Below are 23,219 nucleotides of genomic sequence, written 5' to 3'. Positions count from 1 at the left end.
CCAGGAGACGATGATGTCGCACAAGAATAAAAAGATTGATGTGTTCCTGATTACCGTGAGCCTGATTGCCGTACTGCTCACCGTGATCGGCCTTGCAGCCTTCCCCTCCCAGGCTGAAAGCGCCGCCAACCAGTTGTTCGAACTGTCCACCCGCACCTTCGGTACCAGCGTGCAGGTACTGGTGTTCGCCAGTACCCTGGCCGTGCTGTACCTGGCCTTCAGCAAGTACGGCAATATCCGCCTGGGCAGCGGCAAGCCTGAATATGCCACCGCCACCTGGGTGTTCATGTTCATCTGCGCCGGCATGGGGTCGTCGACCCTCTACTGGGGTGTGATGGAGTGGGCCTACTACTACCAGACCCCAGGCCTGAACATCGCCGCCGCCACGCCCAAGGCGCTGGAATACAGCGTGGGCTACTCGTTCTTCCATTGGGGTATCAGCGCCTGGTCGATCTACGCCCTGGCCTCGCTGGCCATGGCCTACCACTTCCATGTACGCAAGAAGAGCGGCCTGAATCTGGCTTCGGTCATCGAAGCGGTGACAGGTTTCAAGGCCACCGGGCCGGTAGGCCGTACCGTCGACCTGATCTTCCTGCTGACCATGATGGGCGCACTGACCGTGTCGCTGGCCCTCACCGCCTCCACCCTGACGCGGGGCCTGCACGACCTGACCGGCACCCCGGATACGTTCACCGTGCAATTGATGGTGATCGGCGGCGTGGCGGTGATGTTCTCGCTCAGCTCCTACATCGGCATCGATGGCGGCCTGCAGCGCCTGAGCAAGATGGTGTGCATCGGCGCGCTGGTGTTTGCCGCGGTCGTGCTGCTGGTGGGCCCGACCCAGTTCACCCTCAACAACACCGCCAACTCGATTGGCCTGATGATCCAGAACTATGTGCACATGAGCCTGTTCACCGACCCGGCCGGCGACGGTGCCTTCACCCGCAACTGGACGGTGTTCTACTGGTTGTGGTGGGTGTCGTACGCACCGGGCGTGGCCATGTTCGTCACCCGCGTTTCGCGTGGCCGCCAGATCAAGGAAGTGGTGCTGGCCCTGCTGCTGGGTGGCAGCTTCGGTTGCTGGTTCTTCTTCGGTGCGCTGGAAAGCTACAGCATGCACCAGTTCATCACCGGCGCGGTGGATGTACCGAAGATGCTCGCCGAGCAAGGTGGCGAATCGGCCGTGACGCACTTGCTGCTGGCGTTGCCGTGGGGCCAGGTGTTCCTCGGTGTGTACCTGTTCATCATGGCCATCTTCTGTGCTTCGCACATGGATGCCGCAGCCTACGCGGTGGCGGCGACCAGCACCCGCAACCTGCGTGAGGGCGACGACCCGACGCCAACCCACCGCCTGTTCTGGTGCGTGGTGCTGACTTTGGTGCCGCTGGCCATGCTGTTCGCCAAGGCCTCGCTGTCGACCATGAAGACCGCCGTGGTGCTGACTGCAATCCCGTTCATGGTGATTCTGCTGGTGAAGATCTACGGCTTCTTCAAGTGGATGATCGCCGACTACGGCCAGGTACCGGCCCATGTCATCGAGGAGGAAGCTGCGCGCATGGCCGGTGAAGAACCCACCGATCAGGCCCCGCGCAGCGCTGCTGCCGTGCATTGATTAAATCAAAGGGGGCTGCACTGCGGCCCCCTCGAAGCGCTGCAAATTTTTTTGCCTGATCTGTTAACCAACAGATACGCGTTAACCAACAACTATAAACCGAGCTTGTGAGATACCTGTCATGAACGACTTCAAACGCCTGCCCGCCGATTTCTGCGCGAATGCCGACGAGGCCTTCACCATCCCGGCCACCTTCTACACCCAGGCTGCGGTGTTCGAGCACGAGAAAGAAGCCATCTTCGCCCGCAGCTGGATCTGCGTAGGCCACCGCAGCGAAGTGGCAGACAACAACGCCTACATCACCCGCGAAGTGATTGGCGAAAGCATCATTGTCGTGCGCGGCCGTGACAGCGTGCTGCGTGCGTTCTACAACGTCTGCCCGCACCGTGGCCACCAGCTGCTCAGCGGCAGCGGCAAAGCCAAGAACGTCATCACCTGCCCGTACCACGCCTGGACCTTCAAGCTAGACGGCGAACTGGCCCACGCCCGCAACTGCGACAACGTGGTCAACTTCGACAAGGAAAACTCCACCCTGGTGCAGCTGCGCGTAGAAGAATACGCCGGGTTCATCTTCATCAATATGGACATGGACGCAGGTTCCGTCGAAGACCAGTTGCCAGGCATGCAAGCGCGCATGCGTGAAGCCTGCGCGGTGATCGACGACCTGCACCTGGCAGCGCGCTTTGTCAGTGACACCCCGGCCAACTGGAAGTCGATCGTCGACAACTACCTGGAGTGCTACCACTGCGCCCCTGCCCACCCTGGTTTCTCCGACTCGGTGGACGTTGGCCAGTACAGCCACAGCCTACACGGCAACTGGACCCTGCAATACGGCCTGGCCAAGCCTTCGGAGCAGTCGTTCAAATTTGACGAAAACGTGAAAGACCCGTCGTTCGCCGGCTTCTGGGCCTGGCCGTGCACCATGTTCAATGTGCCGCCAGGGGCCAACTTCATGACCGTGATCTACGAGTTCCCGGTCGATGCCGAAACCACCCTGCAGCACTACGACATCTACTTCCTCAACAAGGACATCAGCGAAGAGCAGCAGAAGCTGATCGACTGGTACCGCGAAGTGTTCCGCCCCGAAGACCTGCGTCTGGTCGAAAGCGTGCAGAAGGGCCTGAAGTCGCGTGGCTACCGCGGCCAGGGCCGCATCATGGCCGACCGCGAACGCAGCGGCATGAGCGAGCACGGCATTGCCCACTTCCACAACCTGATCGCCGTGGCCCACCTCGACGATTGATGGCAACCGCTCCACGTTTATATGCACGTAAAAGGTGCGCGGCAGGGCCTGCCGCGCACCCAGGCAGTCGAGGTGAACCATGGCCAACACTTATGAAATGTTCAGCGTCCGCGTAACCGATGTGGAACACGCCACGCCGCTGATCAAGCGCTTTACCCTGGCCCGCGAAGACGGCGCGGCCATGCCCGCCTTCACCGGTGGCAGCCACGTCATCGTGCAGATGCAGGGCGCCGACGGCACCCAGTTCAGCAACGCCTACTCGCTGATGAGCGACCCGCGCGACACCCGCAGCTACCAGATTGGCGTGCGCCTGGAAGAGCAGTCCAAGGGCGGCTCGGCATTCATGCACCAGCAGGTGCAAGTGGGCACGCGCCTGACCATTTCTTCGCCCAACAACCTGTTTGCCTTGGACCCTTCGGCTGGCCGTCATGTACTGATTGCCGGCGGCATCGGCATTACCCCGTTCCTGGCGCAACTGCATGAGCTGGAAGGCGGCAGCACCGACTACGAGCTGCACTATGCCTTCCGCGCACCGGAGCACGGCGCGTTCCAGGACCAGTTGGCCAAGGGCCCGCATGCCGCCAACACGCGGTTCTACATCGACAGCCTTGACCGCAAGCTCGACCTCGCCGCCCTGTGCGCGGGCCTGGACGAACATGCGCACCTGTATGTATGCGGCCCCAAACCGCTGATCGACGCGGTCATCGCCTGCGCCGCCAAGGCCGGCATTGCCGAGCAGCGCGTGCATTGGGAACAGTTTGCCGCCACGCCGGTCACCGGCACTGCCTTTACCGTGGTACTGGCGCAGTCGGGGGTGGAGTTGCAGGTGGAAGAAGGCATGACCATTCTGCAGGCCATCGAGAAGTCCAAGGCTGCCAAGGTCGAGTGCCTGTGCCGCGAAGGCGTGTGCGGAACGTGCGAAACCGCGATCCTCGAAGGTGAAGCCGAGCATTACGACCAGTACCTGAGCGACGACGAGAAGGCCGCCCAGCAGAGCATCATGCTGTGCGTCTCTCGCGCCCGTACGGCGCGGCTGGTGCTGGATCTGTAACCTCGGCAACGGCCGTCAACCAAAAGTTGACGGCTTGCGTATACTGGCAGGCTCTTGGCCCAGATCAGGACACCCTGCCGATGTTGGAAAACAGCTTCGCCTTCCGCCTCAAGGAACTGCTTGAGCATCACAAGCTGACCCTGCAAGCCGTGGGCACGGCCTTGGGCATTTCGCGCACCGCGGTGCACAAGTGGACCCGTGGCGGCGAGATCGACTACGACAACCTGCGCAAGCTGGCCGACTTTCTCAAGGTCAACTGGATCTGGCTACGCTATGGCGACGAAGCCCTGCAGAACATCCAGCAACCCCAGGTGGTCGAGCTGCCGATGACCGACCTGCGCCGGCGCCTGACCGCCGAGATCATGGAAAGCGAAACACGCATGAAGCTGGCCCAGGAAGGCGCACGCATCGTCACCTGGGAATGGAACCTGATCAGCGACGAAGTCACCTACTCCCCCAACGTCGAGCAAGTATACGGCTGGCCGGTGCACCACAACGAAGACTTCTGGAAACACCTGCCCGACGAAGACGTGCAACGCATGCAGGCGATGTATGCCAAAGCGGTGGCCGACGGCACCGGCTGCGAGTGCGACTTCCGCATTACCCGCCCCAACGGCGAGGTACGCTGGATTTCCTCCCGTGCCACGGTGGTGCGCGACAGCGCCGGGCGCTCGGTGAAAATGGTCGGCATCAGCATGGACAACACTGAACGCCAGGTGGCCCAGCAGGCACTGAGCCAGAGCGAGGAACGCTTCCGGGCGATCTTCGAGCTGGCCTGGGGGGCCCTCGCCTACATCGACCCGGACGGCACCTGGCAGCGGGTCAACAACAGCCTGTGCGAGCTGCTGGGCTACCGCGCCGAAGAACTCTACGGCATGACCTTCCAGCAGATCACCCACGCCGACGACCTGGCGCAGAACCTGCAAATGTTGCAGCGCATGCTGGCCGGGGAAACCGAGCGTTACGAGGTGGAAAAGCGTGTGCGTCACAAGAACGGCGAGTACATCTGGGTACGCGCCCGCACCTCGCTGCAGCGCCATGCCAATGGCGAGCCGGAGCACCTGATCAGCGTGTTCGAAGACATCAGCGCCGAGCGCCAGGAACATGAACGGCTGCAGGCGCACATTGCCGCACTGGAGGCTAGACTGGCCGCTTTGTGATAGGGCTACCGGCGATGGGCTGCGCAGCAGCCCCCTGCAACCTAGACTGACCGAGATCAGGCTCTAATTTTCGAGGTGATCGCTGCGCAACCAGTCGATAAACCGTGCAAACAACTCGGACTGCGAGTTGATCTCAAGCTTCAGGTACAAGTTCTTGCGGTGCATACGCACCGTCTCAGGCGAGATACCCAGCTCCAGTGCGGTGGATTTTACCGAGTGTCCGCGCAGAATCATGTGTGCCACCTCGCGCTCGCGGTCGGTCAGCACCTGGCAGCCAAAGCTGTCGAACGCCGCCTGCAAACCGCCGCGCTCAACCGATGCGGTGCCAGGCTCCAGGTTATGCCGGGCATAGCGTCCCAGCAGTTCGCGCACCATGGGCTCCAGCGCCCGCAGCAGATCGACCTGCCCGGCACTCAGGGGCGTGCCGCTGCAACCTTGGAACAGGCTCAGCGACAACTTGCGGCCAGCGCTGAGGTCGACGATGTAGTAGCTGTCTTCGCTGCAACCGGTGCCCAGGTAATAGGCCTTGTAGTAGTCGCTGTCGAAGAAATTGTCGGGGGCGATTTCCAGCAGGTGATAAAAGCCTTCGGCCAAGCCGCCTTGCACAGCCAGACAGAACGGGTCGAGCAAGTAGCCAGCGCTGAAGTAGCGCTCCAACACAGCGGCCCGGTGCAGTTCGGGAATGCCTTGCTGGTATAACAGCTGCGGCGCACACCCCTGGCATTCCAGGCTGATCATCATCGATTCCACCTGCACCAGCTGGCCGATGGCGGCGGCCACATACGCCAGCGCCTCGGGGGTTTCGCTATTGGCCAATGCACGCTGCAACGCTGCATGCCATTGCTGCAGCGCGCCCATTGTCAGGGTAAGCGGGGTGTCGGGAGTGGCCTGGGTCATGCCCGGCAGTCTAGCCTGCCAGGCACGCCCCCGCACAGCCCTGTGCGCCAGGTTCATCGGCCCTGATACAGGCCAAGCGCGCTCAGTTCGCGCGCGGTTTCGATGATGCACTGGCGCAAGGTTTCGACGATCTCATCCACCTGCGCATGGGTAACGATCAACGGCGGCGACATCACGTTCAGGTGCATGATCGGGCGCACCAGTAGCCCTTTCGCCTGGGCCTTGCTGTGGATGCGCTCACCAATGTTCACCTCGTCCGGGAACAGCGCCTTGCTGGCCTTGTCGGCCACGAACTCGACACAGGCCATCAACTTCATGCAGCGCACATCCCCCACCAACGGCAACTCGCGCAGGCTTTGCAGGCGTTGCTCAAGGTAACCGCCAACGTTCTTGACGTGATCCAGCAACTGCTCGCGTTCGATGATCTCGATGTTCTTCAGCGCCGCCGTGCAGCACACCGGGTGACCGCTGTAAGTGAAACCATGGGTGAAGCAACGGCCCTTGCCCGGTTCAGCGATAACCTGCCAGATGCGCTCAGAGAAAATGCACGCCCCCAGCGGCAGGTAGGCCGAGGTCAGGCCTTTGGCGGTAGTGATGATGTCGGGGGTAACGCCAAACAGCTCCTCGCTGGCGAAGAAGGTGCCCAGGCGCCCGAACGAGGTCACCACTTCATCGGCAACGAACAGGATGTCGTAGGTCTGGCAGAGCTGCCACATGCGCTGGAAGTAGCCCTTGGGCGGAATGATCACCCCGCCCGACCCCATGATCGGCTCGGCGAAGAACGCTGCCACGTTGTCAGCGCCCAACGAAAGGACCTTGTCCTCGAACTCGGCCACCAGGAAGTCGAGGAACTCGGCCTCGTCCATGTCGTCCGGCGCGCGGTACGGGTTAGGGTTGGAGACGTGGTGGATCAGGTCGTGGTGATAATCGAACTCCGGCACCCGGTCGGCAGCCTTGTTGCCGATCGACATGGTCAGGGTGGTGGAGCCGTGGTAGGCGTTGTAGCGGGCGATGATGTGCTTCTTGTGAGGCTTGCCCCGGCAGTTCTGGTAGTACTGGATCAGCCGGTAGGCGGTGTCGACAGCAGTCGAGCCACCCGTGGTGAGGAACACATGGTTCAGGTCGCCCGGCGCCAGCTGCGCAAGCTTCTGGCACAGTTCGATGGCCACGTCGTTGGCCATGTCGGAGAACGGGTTGGAATACGCCAACTGGCGCACCTGATCGGCGATGGCCAGGGCCATTTCTTCGCGCCCCAGGCCGATGTTGGTGCACCACATGCCGCCGACGGCATCGAGGAAGCGGTTGCCGTGGGTGTCGCGGATGTACGCGCCCTCACCTGCGATGATGTTCAGCGCGCCTTGCTCGCGGTGCTCGTCGAACACATGGTAGCCATGCATGTAGTGGGCCTTGTCGGCTTCCACCAGCGGGTCGTGGGCGATGGCGAATGCTTTGCTTGGGGTGGCCATGGGCAGCTCCTTGGCGGGAATCGTTGGGCAGTGTTCAGAAACCGGTCTTGACCGTACTCCAGACCCGGGTGATGGCGCGCATGTCCCTGGGGCTCTGGGCTTTCTGCGCGAACAGGCGCTCACGGGTTTGTGCGTCGGGGTAGATGGCCGGGTCCTGGCGGATGTCGTCACGCACCAGCGCGGTGGCAGCGGCGTTGCTGTTGGCGTAGTGGATGTAGTCGGTGACCTTGGCCATGGTCTGCGGCTGCAGCAGGAACTCGATGAAACGGTGTGCGTTGGCCGCGTGAGGCGCATCCTTGGGGATGTACAGGTTGTCGAACCAGATCAGCGAACCTTCCCGGGGGATGAAGAACGACAGTTTGATGTCCTTCTTCGCCTCCACCGCGCGGGCCTGGGCGGTGGCGTAGTCACCGGACCAGGTCAGCGCCAGGCAGACATCGCCGTTGGGCAGGCTGGTGAGGTAGTTGACCGAGTCGAACTTGCGAATGTAGGGGCGGATGCCCAGCAGCAGTTGTTCGGCCGCCTTGAGGTCGGCAGGCGACGCGCTGCGCGGGTCCTTGCCCAAGTACTGCAGGGCCAGCGGGATGACCTCGGTAGGCGCGTCCATCAGGGTGACGCCGCAGTCGGCGAAGCGCGAGACAACCTTGGGGTCGAACAGCATGGCCAGCGAACCGATCGGCGCGTCGGGCATGCGCGCGGTGATCTTGTCGACGTTGTAGGTTACCCCCGAGCTGCCCCAGGTGTAGGGCGCCGAGTACTTGAGGCCAGGGTCGTAGCCCTGCAGGTTGTTGACCACCTGCTGATCGAGGTTTTGCCAGCTGGGCAGTTGCTGCTTGTCCAGCGCCTGGAACACCCCGGCGCTGATCAGTGGCGGTACCAAGGATGCGTTGAGCATGACCAGGTCGTAGCCGGAGCGGCCGGTGAGCAGTTTGGTCTGCACCGTTTCGTAGCCGTCGAAGGTGTCGTAGATGACCTTGATGCCGGTGGCCTTCTCGAAGTCGGCCAGGGTGGTTTCGCCGATGTAGTCGGTCCAGTTGTACAACCGCAACGTGTTACCGCTGTCCACCTCTGCCGCCTGGGCCAGGCTGGCGCCAGACACCAGCAGCAGACCACCCATCACCTTCAGTACCTTGCGCATGGCAACTCCATCGTGTGAATGCTCCGGATCGAGCCGATGGGTGCACTATCGAGGGATTTGCCGAGGGGGGACATACCCCGAATGTGTGGGTGGTCGTTTTTGGCAGACGGCATTGCCAGGTTTGCGGAATCTCGTATGCCGATAACAGGTTGGGGCCGCGTTGCGGCCCCAAGGGTTGGTACAGGAGAACGATCAGGTCAGCGGGTACAGCGCCTCATCGAACTGCGCCAACCGCGGAAACACCAGCGGCTGATCATCTGAGAGCTGCTCCAGCCGCTGCCGGTACTGCTGCAAGAAGCCCTGCCGCGCCTCATCGCTGATATACGGCACATGCCAAGCCACGAACGGCGGCAGCACCTCGAACCCCACATAGGCCAGCGTACCGCGCAAGATGGGCCGCAACATGTCCTCCAACGGCCCATGAATCGCCCCCTCGCCAAACATGTGCTCGCGCCCGCCGAGGGTCACGGTCACCAGCGCCCTCTTGCCCGCCAACCCACCCTGGTCGTAGAAGCGCTTGCCGCCATAACACACCCCCGACACCAGCACCCGGTCGATCCAGCCCTTGAGCATGGCCGGCGCCGAGAACCAGAAGATCGGGAAGTTCAGCACCAGCAAATCAGCCCACAGCAGCTTGTCCAGCTCCTGCTGGATATCCTCGGCAATGGCGCCGCGCTTGACGCCCTGACGTTGCTCAAGGGCATACACCAGGTACTCCGGGTTCTCACGCGGGGTAAAATCTTCGGCACTGGCCACCGGGTTCCAGCCCATGGCGTACAGGTCGCTGACCTGCACCTGGTGCCCCTGGGCGCGGAAGGTTTCCACAGCCTGGTCGCGCAGTGCGGCGGTAAACGATTGTGGCTCGGGGTGAGCGTGGACGATCAGTACATTCACTCGTGTTCTCCTTGCACAAAACAGGTTGTTTTGCCGCCGTCGCTTAGCCTTGCATCAGCGCGCCGGCACAGCGGGCGATGCGCTGGCAGGCATCGACCAGCGCATCGTTGCCCAGCACCAGACCCAGGCGAATATGCCCGGCGGCGCTGGGGCCAAAGGCTTCGCCGGCCAGTACCGACACGCCCTGGCTGTCCAGCAGGCGGTTGGCAAAGGCCTGGGCACTGAGGCCGGTTTCGCGGATATCAACCATCACGAACATGCCACCATCGGGCTTCAACGCCTTGAGGCCCGGGCAGCCAGCCAGTTGCTCGCACACCAGGTCACGGCGCTGGCGGTAGGCCTCGCGCATGGCGTCCAGTTCGGGCAACTGCTGCTCCAGCGCCACCACCGCAGCGTCCTGAATGAAGTCTGGCGAGCCATACAGCATGCACAAGGCGAGGTTTTCCAGGTGCGTGGCCAGTTCAGCCGAACCGACTACCCAGCCCACCCGCCAGCCCGTCATGGCATGCGACTTCGACAGGCTGTTGAGGGTGGCGGTACGTTCGGCCATACCCGGCAGGCTGGCTGGGCTCACATGTTCCCCCTCGTACAGCAGCTCGCTGTACACCTCGTCGGAGATCAGCCACAGGTCATGGGCGATGCACAATTCGGCGAGTGCTTCCCAGGTCGCACGGGGCAGGCTTGCGCCCGAGGGGTTGTGCGGACTGTTCAGGGCCAACGCACGGGTGCGCGGCGTGATGCGCTCGGCCACGTCCCGCGGGCAGACGCGAAAGCCGTTCTCCGGCTTGACCGGCACCGGTACCACCTTGGCACCACAAGCACCGAACACGGCCTCGTAAGTGACATACATGGGCTCGGCAACGATCACCTCGTCGCCCGGGTCCAGCACGCACTGGGCCACGCAGTACAGCGCGCACTGAGCACCCGCCAATACGGTCACCTGGTCTGCGCTGACCGCCTGGCCGCTGCGCTGACGGTGGCGGTTGGCAATGGCCTGGCGCAGGGCCAGCTTGCCGCGCACATCGGCGTAATGGGTGTGGCCCGCACGCAGGCTGTCGATGGCCGCGTCAACGATCGGCGCGGGTGTGTCGAAGTCCGGGTCGCCTACCGAGAGCAGCAGGATGTCCTTGCCCTCGGCCTGCAACGCCAGGGCGCGGTAATGGATGTCCCAGGCCGCAGCCCCGTCGCCGGCGATGCGTTGGGTGAGCTTGGCGTAGCGCATGGCAATCTCCCTTCAATGGCGGTTTCAGTCGACGAGGATCTTCGGGTTGGAACTGCCCCACACGGTGTACAAATCGGCGAGCAAGGCGCCGTTGATGTCTTCCATTTCGGCCTGGGTGATTTCGCCACCAGCCTGCTTGCCGAACAGCACCACTTCATTGCCCCCCTTCACATCCGGGAAGTCGGTAACGTCCACCATCAGCGTGTTCATCGACACCTTGCCCACTACCGGCACACGGTGGCCATTGATCAGCACATGGCCCTTGTTGGTAAACGCCCGGCGATAACCGTCGGAATAGCCGACAGTGATATTGGCCAGCCGAGAGTCACGGGCCAAGGTAAAGGTGCGGTCGTAGCCGACGGTGTTGCCAGCCGGGTAGCTATGCACAGCGGCCACGCGCGACTTGAACTGCATCGCACGCTGGTACTCGGTGTGGCTCGGCACCGTGTCACCGAACAGCGCGCCACCAGTGCGCACCATGTCCAGGCGCGCTTCCGGCACCTCCAGCGTAGCGAACGAGTTGGCGGCGTGCAGGGTGAGCTTGCTGCGGTCGAGCTTGGCGTGCTTGATCAGCCAGTCGGTTTGCTCGTTGAACGCCGCCAGGCCCTTGCGCACATCGTCCTTGTCTTCCACGGCGAAGTGGGTCATCAGCGCGACCAGCTTGAGGTGCTTCTGGTCGGTGATCTGCAGCGCTTCGCCACGGCCGGACCAGGTGCTCATCTCCACCCCGTTACGGCTCATGCCGCTGGAATTGAGCGCGAGGTGGATGCGCAAGGGCTTGCCATGGCGCTGGGCGATGGCGTCGAGTTGGCGGGCGAATTCGGCGCTGCCGACCAGCTCTTCCATGTCGTACTGCAAGGCGTCTTCCACCTCGCTGAGGCTGGCCAGGCGTACCCGCACCAGTTGCCCGGTGAAGCCACTGGCGCGGACCACGCGGGCTTCCTCGTTGCTGGCCACCGCCACGCACGGCACGCCTTGAGCGATGATCGACGGCATCACCAGGCCAACACCGTGGCCATAGGCATCGGCCTTGAGCACGGCGCACAGCTTGGACTTGCCAGCCAGTTCGGCCTGCAGGGTGCGGATATTGTGTTGCAGGGCGCTGGCGCTGACTTCGACCCAGGCGTTGCTGTTCTGCACGGTCAGGGCGGTGGTGCCGTTGTCCATCGACAGCGGCGGCGCGGCGTACAGCGGGGCCTGGCCAGTGATCAACAGGGCCAGGGAAGCGGCCAGAAGGGTACGGCGAAATGGCATGGTGGTTTCTCTTGTTGTTCGTGGTGTGCGCGGCTTAACAGACGCAGGTGTGTTTGAGTTCGATAAAGGTCACGCCGGAGGTGGCGAAGCCACTGGCCAGGTCGGCCTGCAGCGCGTCCAGGTCACGCGGCTGGCGCACTGCGCAACCAAAGGCGCGGGCCAAGCCGATGAAGTCCGGGTTACGCGGCAGTACGCCGACCGGTTCGATGTCCAGGCCGAGCATGTCGTCACGGATCTGGCCGAGCGCGTCATTGTTCCACAGCAGCACGACCAGCGGGCGGTCCAGTTCTTCGACCGCAGTGGCCAGTTCCTGGGAGGTATAAAGAAAACCGCCGTCACCCACCAGCACCAGGCCTGGGCGATGATCAGTGGCGAGCATGCCGCCGATGCCGGCCGGCAGGCCGTAGCCGAGGGTGCCGTAGCCGGTGGGATGCAGCCAGCTACGCGGCGCCCGGCTGGCGAAGGCGTAGTTGCCGGTGTAGGCCAGCTGGGTCATGTCGCTGCTGATGAACGCGTCGTCGGGCAGCACGGCGGCAATGCGGTCAAGAATGGCCTGGTGCGTGGCCTGCAAGGGCGCATGCCCGTTGCGGATGGCCAGGCGTAGGTTGGCCACCGCTTCACTGGCCTGGGCCGGATCGCGGTCGAGTTGTGGCAAGTGATCGAGCAAGCCGGCCAGGGTTTGCCGGGCATCCCCGTGCAGGGCAATGGCACAGGGGTAGACGTCGTTGAACTTGCGTGGGTCGATGTCCACGCGCAACAACTCGCCCGTGATCGGCAGGCGCTCGCGCCAGCAGTCGGTGTCGGCCATTTCGGTGCCCACGGCCAGCACTACATCGGCCTGGTTGATCAACTGCCAGCCTGGCTCCACGCACAGGCTCGCCCCAGCATTCAGTGGCGCTTCGGGTGGCAGCAGGCCCTTGCCGGCCACGCTGGTGAACACCGGTGCCGCCAGCCGGGCGCTCAACTGCGTCAGTTGCTCGGCCGCATGCAGCGCCCCCCCACCGGCGATGATCATCGGCCGCTTGGCCGCTGCCAGCTTCAGGGCGGCCTGGTCGAGGGTTTCGCGGCACGGCTGGCCCCTTCCTGGGCGGCGCACCACCTCAGCGCTCCAATCGCGGGAGACAGGTGCGGCAAGCACGTCCAGCGGTACCGAAATGTGCACCGGGCGCGGCCGTTCACTGTCGAACACGGCCCAGGCGCGGGCGATCAGCTCGGGCAGGTCTTCGCCGCGCAGGGCCACGGCAGAAAACGCAGTGATCGGGGCGGTCATGGCGCGCTGGTCCTGGGTTTCGTGCAGGCACCCCCAGCCTTTGCCCAGGCTGGCGGTGTGGTTGACGCTGGATATCACCAGCATCGGGACGGAATCGGCATAGGCCTGGCCGATGGCGGTGGCGGCGTTGGTCACCCCCGGGCCGGTGATGACAAAGCACACCCCCGGCTTGCCGCTGACCCGCGCATAGCCGTCAGCCATGAAACCGGCACCTTGCTCGTGACGGGTCAGCACATGGCGGATACCACTGCCCGGCAGGCCCCTGTACAGCTCAAGGGTGTGCACACCCGGGATGCCGAACACGGTCTCCACGCCGTAGTTGGCCAACAGCCGCACCAGTGCCTGGCCGGCAGTCAGGGTAAGCTCATTCATGTCGTTCTCCTTGCGCCTGGCCGAGGCGGATCAGCGCATCGACCGCAGTGGTGCCGTGGGCACCGACCATCAACGGGTTCACATCCAGCTCCAGCAATTGCCCCGCGTTTTCGCAGGCGTAGTCGGCCACCGCGCGGATGGCGGCGACCACGGCATCAAGGTCGGCGGCCGGTCGACCACGGAAGCCTTGCAGCACACTGGCACTACGCAGGCTCAGCAATGCAGCACGGATGGCGCTGTCGGTGGTGGGCAGCAACAGGCTTACGCTATCCTTGAGCAATTCCACCAGCACGCCACCGGCGCCAATCACCAGGGCCAGGGCGAAGTCGTGCTCGCGCTTGATACCGACGATCAGCTCGGCCAGCGGTGGCTCGGCCATGGGTTCGAGCAGTATCTGGTCGAACGCTACCTGCGGAGCGTAGGCAGCGATGCACTGACGCATCTGCATCAGTGCGGTTTCCAGCGCAGATGCATCGCGCAGGTTCAGCGCCACCGCGCCCGCTTCGGTCTTGTGCGGCAACTGCGTGCTGACGGCCTTCAGTACCAGCGGGTAACCCACACAGGCGGCATCTGCCACGGCGCGCTCGGGCGTGCTTAGCACCCCGGCCGGCACCGCCAGGCCGAAAGCGCGCAGGGCTTGCTTGGATTGCCATTCGTCCAGCAACCGGCTTTCACCCGTAAGCGCTTGCGGGCACAACGGTAGCCGTGCGGCCTCGCCCTGGTCCAGCAGACGCTGGCGGTTGCGCTGATAGGCGACGATGCGACCCCAGGCCGCCAGGCCGTCCTCGACACCCTGCAAGGCCGCGATGCCACGCGCATGCAGGCGCTCTCGCGCGCTGGCAGGCAGCAACTCCGGAAAGGCCGAGGTGACGAAACCAATCTTGCCGTGACGCTCCAGCGCATCGCAGTACAGCCCCAACAACAGGTCGCACTCCTTGCGTTCGCCGGTAAATGCCGCCGGGTAATCCAGTACCAGCATGGCGGCGTCGGCCGCCCCGTTCAGCGTGTTATCGAGCATGCGTTGCAGCGCGGCTTCATCGCCCCAGATGGCCGTGGTGAAATCCAGCGGGTTGACCAGGTTGGCATAGGCTGGCAGCACGCTGGCCAGTGCCGTCACCTGTTCTTTCTCAAGTGTTGGCAGGCTCAACTGGTTGCGCTCGGCATAGTCGGCAATCAGGCCGGCATCACCGCCCGAACAGGCCAGCGCGATCAGCTCGCCATCGACCGGCAAGTGTCCACAGGCAGCGGCTTTGAGGGTTTCGACAAAACTGACCGGGCCACTGACACGAATCACGCCCAGGCGCTGGAACAAACTGTCGTACAGGGCATCTGAGCCGGACAACGAACTGGTGTGGCTGAGCGCCAGTTCAGCGCCGATCTGCGACACGCCCGTCTTCAGGGCAATGATCGGCGTACCCTGCTGCAGCGCCTTGAAGGCCGCGCGGGCGAAGCCCGGCACATTCTTCAGGCCTTCCAGGTGCAGGCCGATGGCCGTCACCCGTGGGTCGTCGAGCAACACGTCCATCAGCTCGGCCATGCCCAATTGCGCCTGGTTACCAACCGAGGCCATGTAGGCCACCGGCAGCGAGCGGTCGCTCATGGACAGGTTGTAGGCGAAGTTGCCACTCTGAGTAAGGATCGCCACGCCCTTCTCCACCCGCTGACCACCATGGGCCACCGGCCATAGCGCGGCGCTGTGCAGGTAATCGAGCAGGCCGTAGCAGTTGGGGCCGAGCAAGGCCATGTCGCCGGCAGCGTCAAGCAGGCACTGCTGCAACTGGTGGCCCTCCTCGCCACATTCGGCAAAGCCCGAGGCATAGCAGATGGCGCCACCGGCCCCGCGTGCGGCCAACTCGGCCACACACTGCAAGGTGAGCTCGCGGTTGGTGGCGATGAACACCGCGTCCGGGGCACAGGGCAAGTCAGCCACCCGCGCCACGCACGGGATGCCTTCCAGGCTTTCGTGCTGCGGATTGACCAGCCACAGCTCGCCGCCAAAGCCCCCTTCGGCGCAGCGCTTGAGCGCCCGCGCCATGCTACGCCCGCCAACGAAGGCCAGGTGCCGTGGCGCCAGCAGGCGCTTGAGGTTCTCACGAATCGTTTGCGACATGTGCTTTCTCCAGGCCGGTCAGCGCAGCAGCGGGCGCAGCAGTTCGCGGGCGATGATGTGCCGCTGGATTTCCGAAGTGCCTTCCCAGATGCGCTCGATGCGCGCGTTACGCCAGATACGCTCGACCGGCCCTTCATCCATCAGGCCCATGCCACCGAAAATCTGCACGGCCTCATCAGCGACCTTGCCCAACACTTCACTGGCGAACAACTTGGCCATGCCAGCCTCACCGTCGGTCATGCTCCCCTGGTCCATCTTCCAGGCGGTGTGCAGGGTGAGCATTTCGGCGGCGCGGATCTGCGTGGCCATGTCGGCCAGCTTGAACGACACGCCCTGGTAGCTGCCGATAGCCTGGCCGAACTGCTTGCGGTCAGCGGCCCATTGCAGCGACAGGTCGAGGGCGCGCTGGGCCTGGCCCACGCAGTTGGCGGCGACCATCACCCGGCCGGCAGTGAGCCAGGCATTGGCTACTTCCCAGCCTTTACCGACCTCGCCCAGCACCTTGCTGGCCGGCACCCGGCAATCGTCGAAGAACAGTTCGTAAGTGTGGTAACCCCGGTTGCTTACGCACTTCGGACCACGGCGGATGGTCATGCCCATCGTGCCACGGTCCACCAGGAAGGCCGTGACCGCATTGCGCTTGCGCCCGTTGTGCTCGTAGGTGTCGGTGACGGCAAAGACGATGGCGAAATCGGCGTGGCCAGCGTGGCTGATGAAGTGCTTGCTGCCATTGATGACAAAGTCGTCGCCCTGGCGCACGGCGCGGGTCTTGATGGCGTTGGCATCGGAGCCGGCGCCCGGTTCGGTCAGGGCGAAGCAGTCGGTTTTCTCGCCTTGAACGCACGGCAGCAGGTAGTCGTTGATCTGCTCGTCCTTGCAGGCCATGAGGATTTTCGACGGGCGTGCAACGAATACATGCAGCGCCCAGGACACCTTGGACAGCTCCCGTTCGATCAGCGCCTGGGACAGGTAGTCCAGGCCGCCGCCACCCACTTCCTCGGGCATGTTGAAGGCGTAGAAGCCGGCGGCGATGGCCTTGCCCCGGATCTGCGCGGCCAGCTCCGGGGACACGGCATCGGCGCGGTCCACCGCTTCCTCATGAGGCAGCAGCTCCTTGGCAACAAAGCTGCGTACCGCTTCCACCAACATTTCTTGTTCTTGGGTCAGTTGGAAATTCATCTGCGAAAGTCCTGGTCAGGGTCGGTATCGGGTTACTGGCCGGTAAAACGAGGGGCGCGGCGTTCCACCGAGGCTTGCAGCGCCTCGACGCCGTCCTGGCTACGACCGCACAGCAGGCCGGCCTGGCGCTCGGCTTCCAGCTGCTCGGCCAGGGTGCGGTGGGCGCCGTCGCGGATCAGCTGCTTGGTCTGCGCGTAGGCGAACGTCGGGCCATTGGCCAGGCGCCCGGCCAACTCGGCCGCAACGGCGGGCAGTTGCTCGTCGGCGCACACTTCGCTGACCAGCCCGGCTGACAGGGCGCGCTCTGCGCCCCACAGCTCATCGAGGAACAACAGGCGCTTGGCCTGCTCGCGCCCAATCAGCCGCGGCAGGTGCCAGCTGGCCCCGGCATCGGGGCTGTAGCCCATGCTGGTGTAGCCGGCCTTGAAACGCGCAGAAGCAGCGGCGATACGCAGGTCACAGCACAGGCTGAGGTCCATGCCACCGCCCACGGCGGTACCGTTGATGGCGGCGATGGTGGGCTTGTCGAGGCTGTGCAGGCGCAACATCAGGGCGTGGGCGGTTTCGGTCCAGCCGTAGCTTTCCAGGGTGCCAGCGGCTTCGGCGGCAGCCCATTCGGCCAGGTCGGCGCCAGCGCAGAAGCTGCGGCCGCTGCCGGTGAGCACCACCACGCGCACGGCCGGGTCACCGTTGTGGCTGTCGAGCAAGGCGTGCAGTTGCTTGAGGGTGGGGATGTCCAGCGCGTTGCGTTGCTCTGGGCGGTTGAGGGTGATCCAGGCAACGCCGGCTTCGACCTTGCTCAACAGTGACGACGACGGGGTGGTCATGGGGGGCCTCGGTGTTGTTGTGATGGTTTTGAGAGGGCTTGACGAGGGAGATACTAAACGAGTGTTCAGCAAGGCGGGATGGGCTGTTACAACTTCGCACAACTCGGTTCTTGGTGTTACACACCCCCCGTAATTACAGGGGGTGCGCTGCATGGCCTGTCGGCTCATACGCCGGGCGCGCTTGGCTCGAAAGCACCTTGGCGACGGCGGTTGACGAAGAAGTACGCCGCGTAGCACAGGGCAATAAAGCCAAAGCCCCAATACAGCGACGGCCGCTGGGTTTCATCCAGCGCCAGGAACACGAACAGCGAGCTGCACAGGGTGATGCACAGCAGCGGCACCAGTGGGTACAGCGGCGCCCTGTACTTCAGGTCGTGCAGTTGCCCACCTTCACGCAGGTAGGCCTTGCGGAAGCGGTACTGCGCCAGGGCGATGACGATCCAGGTCACGGTGCCGGACATGCCGCTCACCGCCATCAGCACCATGAACAGGGTGTCGGCGGCAATGAAGCTGGTCATCAGCGATACCAAGGCAAAGCACAGGGTGATGCTCAGTGCCCGCAGCGGTACGCCACGCTTGCTCAGCGGCGCCAGGCTTTTCGGCGCCATGCCGCTCTTGGACATCGCCCAGAGAATGCGCGTGGAGGCATACAGCCCGGAGTTGCCCACCGAAAGGATGGCGGTGAGGATGACGAAGTTCATCACATCGGCAGCAAAGGGGATGCCGACCATGTCGAACACCTGCACGAACGGGCTTTCCATCAGGCCGGCCTGCTCGAACGGCACAATGGCCGACAGCACGGCTATCGCCAGCACATAGAAAATCAGCACGCGGAACACCACGTTGCGTACAGCCCGCGGAATGCTCTTTTCCGGGTGCTCGGTTTCACCGGCCGCCACGCCCATGATTTCACAACCCTGGAACGCATAGACCACGGTCATCATCACCGCAAACACCGCCGACAGCCCGTGGGGGAACAGCGACTCGCCCACCAGGTTGTCCAGCATCGGCGCCGGCGCCCCGCTGCTCAGCGGAATGGCGCCGAAGATCACCAGCAGGCCGATGATGATGAAGCCAACGATGGTCGCCACCTTGATGCCCGAGAACCAGTACTCAGCCTCGCCAAACGCGCGGGTGGTCAGAGCGTTGAGACCAAACAGCACGACCACGAACAATGCCGACCAGTACCAGATCGGTACCTCGGGGAACCAACGGGTCATCAGCATGCCGGCGGCGGTGAACTCCAGGCCCACAGTAGTGGCCCAGCTCATCCAGTACACCCAGCCGATCATGAAGCCGGTGGCCGGGCCGATGAACTTCGTGGCATGGGCCTGAAACGAGCCGGACACCGGCATCTGCACCGACAGTTCGCCCAGGCAGACCATCACCAGGTACATCAGCAGGCCGGCCACCAGGTAGGCCAGGATCGCGCCCACCGGCCCGCCCTGGTTGATGGTCACGCCCGAGCCCATGAACAGGCCGGTGCCGATCACCCCGCCCAGCGACAGCATGAAGATGTGCCGGCTTTTCAGTGCGCGGGTGAGCTGGATTTTTTCATGGGTGTCAGTCATGGCGCACCTCGCCAGTGCGGCAGGTGCGCGGGGTAGTGCGAGGAAGGGGCTGAGTGCTAGGGCATGTCATTATTCTTGTCTCCAATAAGCCTCATGGACCGCGTGCAACACGGTTGCCATGGATTATTGGAAACGGATGTAAGGTGCCGTTGTACGAACGGATCGAAGATGTAAAAAGTCGTAAGCTTTTTGTACGTCAGCGCTGGATCAACTGTTTCAGGGTCGCACGGGCCTTGCCGAGCTGGCTTGCCAATGGTTCGGCGAGTGCGCTCAGCGCCTGCTCGTCATGCTGGCGGGCTGCGTCTTCCAGGCGTCGCAACAGCGCAGCCAGGCCAGAAAAACCCAGGGAATCGCAACTGCCGGCCAGGCGATGGGCCAGGTGGAGCACTTCGGTGAAGTCCCGGGCCGGCAGCGCCTCGGCCAACGCCGTGGCGTGCTGCTCCAGAGACTGGCGCAACACGTTCAGCAGGCCTTGCAGCTTCTGCTCGCCCAGCAGGGAGCGGTGGGTGGCCAGCAGCGACCAGTCCATGTTCGCGTCCATACCGGCCTCTTCGGTCGGCGTTGCGTCGGCCAGCGCCTGGCGCAGGCAGGCCAGCCGCAGTGGCTTGGCCAGCACACCCTGCATGCCGGCATCCAGGTAACCCGACACTTGCCCCGGTTGCACGCCTGCGGTCAGCGCCACTATCCGGCTGTGGTGGTTCGGCCCGGGCGTGGCGCGAATCTGCCGACACAGTTCCACCCCGCTCATGCCGGGCAGATGAACGTCGAGCAGGATCAGGTCGAAGCGCCGCTGTGCGCACAGTTGCAGGGCCTGCCCGGCATCCTCGGCAAAGCTCACCTGGTGGCCATCACGCACCAGCAAGCCGCCCGCCACTTCGCGGTTCAGCGCGACGTCCTCGACCACCAGAATATCCAGGCTGGCGCTGATCGACTGAGCCGGGGTATTGGCCGAAACCGGCTGTCCAGGGGCAATGTCGAGTTCGAACCAGAAGCAGCTGCCCTGCCCTTGCTCACTGTCCAGGCCAATGCAGCCTCCCAGCTTTTCCACCAGGTGCTTGCAGATCGCCAGGCCCAGACCGGTGCCGCCGTAGCGGCGTGCCACGGCCTCGCTGGCCTGGACGAAGCGATCGAAGATTTTTGCCTGTACGGCTGGCTCGATGCCGATGCCATTGTCACTGACCGACAGCCGTAGACGCTGCGTGGTCGCAGCGCTGGCCAACACCTGCACCCTCAGCCGCACCTGGCCGTGCTCGGTGAATTTGATGGCATTGGCCAGCAGGTTACTGAGCACCTGGCGCAGGTACTGCTCGGCACCGTGCTGGTACTCGGCCAATTGCTCATCAATCTCCAGATGCAGTGTGTCGCCATTGTCCACGGCCATGGGTTCGAGCAGCACCAGCACTTCCTGGCACAGTTGGCGCAGCGAAAAACCGACCCGCTCGGCGCGGCTCTCACCTTCTTCGAGCCGGGCGAAATACAGCACTTCGTTGAGAATCGCCAGCAGCCCCTCGCCGGCCTTGTACAAGGCTTCCAGGCGCTGACGGTCGGCCGCTTCCAGCCGGCCACCGCGTAGCAGCTCGGCCATGCCCAGGATGCCGTTGAGCGGGGTGCGCAGCTCGTGGCTCATGGTCGCCAGGAAGCGCGACTTGGCCAGGTTGGCGGCCTCCGCATCATCCTTGGCCCGGGCCAGGCTGGCTGTACGTCGCTCGACCATGGCCTGCAGTTCGTCGCGCTTGTCTTGCAACGCCAGGCGGTCGCGCTCGCGGCGTTCGATGTCGCTGAGGATGGCACGGCGCATGTCGTCCAGGGCATTGGCCACCGTGTCGATTTCGTCAGGGCGCGATGAACGGCGGCGGTCCAGACGCAACGGCTCCTGCCATTGGCCGGCGCCAATACGCCGGGCGAACTCGGCCATCACTTGCAGGTGGCGGGTGACCAGGCGATAGAACAGCCCCGACAGCGCCACCGCCAGGCCACACAGGAACACGCCCATCCACAGCAGGCTGGCAAGGCCCGTGGCGTACAGCCGACGGTGCACAGCCCCCAGATCGATACTGACTTCCAGCTCACCCAGGTGCCGGGCTGGCCCCGAGGGGGGCTGATAATCCAGGGGGAAGCGCTCGATGCGCAGCGGCCCTTTGGGGGCGGCCTCCCCTCGCAGCCGTTGAAAATCGTCGCTGACCAGGCGCACCCGGGCTACGTCGGAAAAGTCCACCAGGCCGCGCAATTGGGTATCCAGCTGCGCCTCGTCCAAATCCCACAGGCTGCGCTCCAGGCTGGCCAGGTAGCCGGCGCGGATCAACGCCATGCGCGCCTCGATGTCGCGCATCTCGCGCCGGTATTCAAAATACAGCTGCACGCTACTGGCCAGTACGGTAAAGCACAGGCTGAACAGCAGGATGAACCGCATCAGGCGGCGCAGCAGGCCATCGGTGTGCAGGCGAATCATCGGGCATTTGCCGGCAGGTTGATCATGTCGCGGTAGGTGACCTCGCTCTGCTCCAGCCAGCGCGCGATCTCGCCAGCCTCGTTCATGCGCCGCAGTTGCGCGTCGATTTCGTCCATGTGCTGGTTCAAGGGTGATTGCCGCGACACGGCAACGCGCAAGTAGTCCACGCTCAGTGCGCGGGGCAATACGCGGATGTCCTGCGCCCCGGGCAGGTGCTCGATGAACAGCTGCCCAGTGCGCCGCTCCTGGATCACATAGTCGATGCGACCGCGGATCAGCTTGCCGAAGTTCTGCTGGCTGGACGACACCCGCTCGATGTTCTGGTAGCGGGCGACGAAGCGGTCGAATTCGGCGCCGTAGCTTTCGCCGTACAACAAGCCGCCGCGGTAACCGGCCAGGTCCTCCAACTGCTGGAACTGCACCGGCCGCTTGCGGTTGTAGAACACGGCCACTTCTTCGCGCACTACCGGCTCCAGGGAAAAACGCATGCGCTGATCACGCTGGTCGCTGTTGTAGGCCAGCACCACGTCCACCCGCCCGGCGGCGGCATCCATCAGGCAGCGCTTCCAGTTGCCCAGCACAACGGTCTGCACGTCGTAGCCCATGCGGGCGAACAACTCGCGTACCACCATCGGCGCAAGGCCGCGCACCTGGTGGCCATCGCTCCAGGAAATGGGCGGGTATACCGGGTAGTCGCAATAGCGCACCGTCTGTGCCGCGCCGGCCTGCACGCTGAGCAACGCCAGCGCCATCCCCCAGGCGCGGCGGGTCATGCCGCCACGCTGGCCGTGAACAGGTAGCCGGTGCCGTGAATGGTGATGATCAGCTGCGGCTCGGCCGGGTCGTCGTGCAGCTTGCGCCGCAGGCGGCCGACCAGCACGTCGATGGAGCGGTCGTTGGGCACCCATTCGCGGTTGCGTATCTGGTCCATCAGCTGATCGCGACTCAGGGTATGGCCGCTGTTGCGCAAGAACACACTGAGCAACTGGAACTCACCGTGGGTCAGCAAGGTTTGCCCGCCGCCGGCGTCGATCAGACGGCGGCGGTCGATATCCAGTGACCAGCCGGCAAACTGCTTCAACGACTGCGCGCAGACCGGTGCCGGGGGCTGCTCGCGGGCATGGCGTACGCGGCGGATCAGGTTTTTGGCGCGGGACACCAGCTCACGCGGATTGAGCGGTTTGATCACATAGTCGTCGGCGCCGCATTCCAGGCCGACGATGCGGTCGATGTCGTCGTTGCGGCCGGTGATGAGGATGATGCCTACCTCCGAGCGCACCCGCAGCTCGCGGGTCAGGGTAAGGCCGTCCTTGCCCGGCAGGCGGATGTCCAGCAGCACCAGGTCGACAGGCTGACTGCCAAGCAGGGCTTCGGCCATTTCTGCCGTGTCGGCGCAGTGCACGTCATAGCCTTCCTGGGACAGATAGGCCTGCAGCAAGTCACGAATAAGCGGATCGTCATCGACGATCAATACCCGAGGCGTCATTGCGTGTTGTCTCTTTTT

18 protein-coding genes are annotated in these 23,219 nt (G+C 64.0%); 4 read left to right on the top strand and 14 right to left on the bottom strand.

The genetic code is table 11. The annotated features are described in order from the left end of the window. The first annotated feature begins 13 nt into the window (after nt 1–13). The 4 genes from QQL85_RS09450 (at nt 14) to QQL85_RS09435 (ending at nt 5,066) form a co-directional block, all read left to right on the top strand. Nucleotides 14–1,612 (top strand): BCCT family transporter, encoded by a 1,599-nt coding sequence (locus QQL85_RS09450; protein WP_284355644.1) that lies wholly within the window; start codon nt 14–16, stop codon nt 1,610–1,612. A gap of 121 nt (nt 1,613–1,733) precedes the next feature. Then, nucleotides 1,734–2,855 carry an aromatic ring-hydroxylating oxygenase subunit alpha gene (locus tag QQL85_RS09445; protein WP_019097878.1) on the top strand — a complete coding sequence of 374 codons (1,122 nt, stop codon included), beginning with the start codon at nt 1,734–1,736 and terminating at the stop codon, nt 2,853–2,855. A gap of 79 nt (nt 2,856–2,934) precedes the next feature. Then, the gene (locus tag QQL85_RS09440; protein WP_284355645.1) at nt 2,935–3,906 is read left to right on the top strand and encodes a PDR/VanB family oxidoreductase; all 972 of its coding nucleotides are present in this window, start codon (nt 2,935–2,937) and stop codon (nt 3,904–3,906) included. Between the two features lie 80 nt (nt 3,907–3,986). Continuing rightward, nucleotides 3,987–5,066 (top strand): PAS domain S-box protein, encoded by a 1,080-nt coding sequence (locus QQL85_RS09435; RefSeq protein WP_284355646.1) that lies wholly within the window; start codon nt 3,987–3,989, stop codon nt 5,064–5,066. 63 nt (nt 5,067–5,129) lie between these two features. Here QQL85_RS09435 and QQL85_RS09430 read toward each other — a convergent pair whose 3' ends face one another. The 14 genes from QQL85_RS09430 to QQL85_RS09365 form a co-directional block, all read right to left on the bottom strand. Then, nucleotides 5,130–5,963 carry a helix-turn-helix domain-containing protein gene (locus QQL85_RS09430; RefSeq protein WP_284355647.1) on the bottom strand — a complete coding sequence of 278 codons (834 nt, stop codon included), beginning with the start codon at nt 5,961–5,963 and terminating at the stop codon, nt 5,130–5,132. 53 nt (nt 5,964–6,016) lie between these two features. Continuing rightward, the gene (locus QQL85_RS09425; protein ID WP_284355648.1) at nt 6,017–7,429 is read right to left on the bottom strand and encodes an aminotransferase; all 1,413 of its coding nucleotides are present in this window, start codon (nt 7,427–7,429) and stop codon (nt 6,017–6,019) included. A gap of 34 nt (nt 7,430–7,463) precedes the next feature. Beyond that, a complete protein-coding gene (locus QQL85_RS09420) occupies nt 7,464–8,567 on the bottom strand; it encodes a polyamine ABC transporter substrate-binding protein (RefSeq protein ID WP_284355649.1) in 1,104 nt (367 codons plus the stop codon). A 192-nt stretch (nt 8,568–8,759) separates the two neighbouring features. Beyond that, on the bottom strand, nt 8,760–9,461 hold the full coding sequence (locus QQL85_RS09415) for an NAD(P)H-dependent oxidoreductase (RefSeq protein ID WP_284355650.1): 702 nt from the start codon (nt 9,459–9,461) through the stop codon (nt 8,760–8,762). Nucleotides 9,462–9,504: 43 nt separating this feature from the next. Then, the gene (locus QQL85_RS09410) at nt 9,505–10,683 is read right to left on the bottom strand and encodes a pyridoxal phosphate-dependent aminotransferase (protein WP_284355651.1); all 1,179 of its coding nucleotides are present in this window, start codon (nt 10,681–10,683) and stop codon (nt 9,505–9,507) included. A 24-nt stretch (nt 10,684–10,707) separates the two neighbouring features. Next, nucleotides 10,708–11,937 carry an alanine racemase gene (gene alr, locus QQL85_RS09405; RefSeq protein ID WP_284355652.1) on the bottom strand — a complete coding sequence of 410 codons (1,230 nt, stop codon included), beginning with the start codon at nt 11,935–11,937 and terminating at the stop codon, nt 10,708–10,710. Nucleotides 11,938–11,971: 34 nt separating this feature from the next. After that, entirely contained in the window at nt 11,972–13,579 is a 1,608-nt protein-coding gene (locus tag QQL85_RS09400; protein WP_284355653.1) for a 5-guanidino-2-oxopentanoate decarboxylase, read from the bottom strand. After that, on the bottom strand, nt 13,572–15,689 hold the full coding sequence (locus QQL85_RS09395; protein WP_284355654.1) for an acetate--CoA ligase family protein: 2,118 nt from the start codon (nt 15,687–15,689) through the stop codon (nt 13,572–13,574). Before QQL85_RS09395 ends, QQL85_RS09400 begins: the two co-directional genes overlap by 8 nt. Before the next feature lie 18 nt (nt 15,690–15,707). Further along, entirely contained in the window at nt 15,708–16,868 is a 1,161-nt protein-coding gene (locus tag QQL85_RS09390) for an acyl-CoA dehydrogenase family protein (protein ID WP_284355655.1), read from the bottom strand. Between the two features lie 32 nt (nt 16,869–16,900). Then, a complete protein-coding gene (locus QQL85_RS09385; RefSeq protein ID WP_284355656.1) occupies nt 16,901–17,695 on the bottom strand; it encodes an enoyl-CoA hydratase/isomerase family protein in 795 nt (264 codons plus the stop codon). 164 nt (nt 17,696–17,859) lie between these two features. Beyond that, a complete protein-coding gene (locus QQL85_RS09380; RefSeq protein ID WP_284355657.1) occupies nt 17,860–19,266 on the bottom strand; it encodes an amino acid permease in 1,407 nt (468 codons plus the stop codon). Between the two features lie 196 nt (nt 19,267–19,462). Next, nucleotides 19,463–21,715 carry an ATP-binding protein gene (locus QQL85_RS09375; RefSeq protein WP_284355658.1) on the bottom strand — a complete coding sequence of 751 codons (2,253 nt, stop codon included), beginning with the start codon at nt 21,713–21,715 and terminating at the stop codon, nt 19,463–19,465. Further along, nucleotides 21,712–22,488 (bottom strand): substrate-binding periplasmic protein, encoded by a 777-nt coding sequence (locus QQL85_RS09370; RefSeq protein ID WP_284355659.1) that lies wholly within the window; start codon nt 22,486–22,488, stop codon nt 21,712–21,714. Before QQL85_RS09370 ends, QQL85_RS09375 begins: the two co-directional genes overlap by 4 nt. Continuing rightward, the gene (locus QQL85_RS09365; RefSeq protein WP_284355660.1) at nt 22,485–23,201 is read right to left on the bottom strand and encodes a response regulator; all 717 of its coding nucleotides are present in this window, start codon (nt 23,199–23,201) and stop codon (nt 22,485–22,487) included. The genes QQL85_RS09370 and QQL85_RS09365 overlap by 4 nt, the downstream gene beginning before the upstream one ends. Nucleotides 23,202–23,219: the final 18 nt, after the last annotated feature.

This window comes from Pseudomonas putida (assembly GCF_030159595.1).
Lineage (GTDB): Bacteria > Pseudomonadota > Gammaproteobacteria > Pseudomonadales > Pseudomonadaceae > Aquipseudomonas > Aquipseudomonas putida_AC.
Note: the sequence above shows the minus strand (reverse complement) of the source record. Positions and strands in the feature narration are given on the sequence as shown.

Excerpts from the sequence above, each read along its gene's own strand:
- QQL85_RS09450 (WP_284355644.1), top strand. The coding sequence starts at position 14 with ATGTCGCACAAGAATAAAAAGATTGATGTGTTCCTGATTACCGTGAGC.
- QQL85_RS09445 (WP_019097878.1), top strand. The coding sequence starts at position 1,734 with ATGAACGACTTCAAACGCCTGCCCGCCGATTTCTGCGCGAATGCCGAC.
- QQL85_RS09440 (WP_284355645.1), top strand. The coding sequence starts at position 2,935 with ATGGCCAACACTTATGAAATGTTCAGCGTCCGCGTAACCGATGTGGAA.
- QQL85_RS09435 (WP_284355646.1), top strand. The coding sequence starts at position 3,987 with ATGTTGGAAAACAGCTTCGCCTTCCGCCTCAAGGAACTGCTTGAGCAT.
- QQL85_RS09430 (WP_284355647.1), bottom strand. The coding sequence starts at position 5,963 with ATGACCCAGGCCACTCCCGACACCCCGCTTACCCTGACAATGGGCGCG.
- QQL85_RS09425 (WP_284355648.1), bottom strand. The coding sequence starts at position 7,429 with ATGGCCACCCCAAGCAAAGCATTCGCCATCGCCCACGACCCGCTGGTG.
- QQL85_RS09420 (WP_284355649.1), bottom strand. The coding sequence starts at position 8,567 with ATGCGCAAGGTACTGAAGGTGATGGGTGGTCTGCTGCTGGTGTCTGGC.
- QQL85_RS09410 (WP_284355651.1), bottom strand. The coding sequence starts at position 10,683 with ATGCGCTACGCCAAGCTCACCCAACGCATCGCCGGCGACGGGGCTGCG.
- alr (WP_284355652.1), bottom strand. The coding sequence starts at position 11,937 with ATGCCATTTCGCCGTACCCTTCTGGCCGCTTCCCTGGCCCTGTTGATC.
- QQL85_RS09400 (WP_284355653.1), bottom strand. The coding sequence starts at position 13,579 with ATGAATGAGCTTACCCTGACTGCCGGCCAGGCACTGGTGCGGCTGTTG.
- QQL85_RS09395 (WP_284355654.1), bottom strand. The coding sequence starts at position 15,689 with ATGTCGCAAACGATTCGTGAGAACCTCAAGCGCCTGCTGGCGCCACGG.
- QQL85_RS09390 (WP_284355655.1), bottom strand. The coding sequence starts at position 16,868 with ATGAATTTCCAACTGACCCAAGAACAAGAAATGTTGGTGGAAGCGGTA.
- QQL85_RS09385 (WP_284355656.1), bottom strand. The coding sequence starts at position 17,695 with ATGACCACCCCGTCGTCGTCACTGTTGAGCAAGGTCGAAGCCGGCGTT.
- QQL85_RS09380 (WP_284355657.1), bottom strand. The coding sequence starts at position 19,266 with ATGACTGACACCCATGAAAAAATCCAGCTCACCCGCGCACTGAAAAGC.
- QQL85_RS09375 (WP_284355658.1), bottom strand. The coding sequence starts at position 21,715 with ATGATTCGCCTGCACACCGATGGCCTGCTGCGCCGCCTGATGCGGTTC.
- QQL85_RS09370 (WP_284355659.1), bottom strand. The coding sequence starts at position 22,488 with ATGACCCGCCGCGCCTGGGGGATGGCGCTGGCGTTGCTCAGCGTGCAG.
- QQL85_RS09365 (WP_284355660.1), bottom strand. The coding sequence starts at position 23,201 with ATGACGCCTCGGGTATTGATCGTCGATGACGATCCGCTTATTCGTGAC.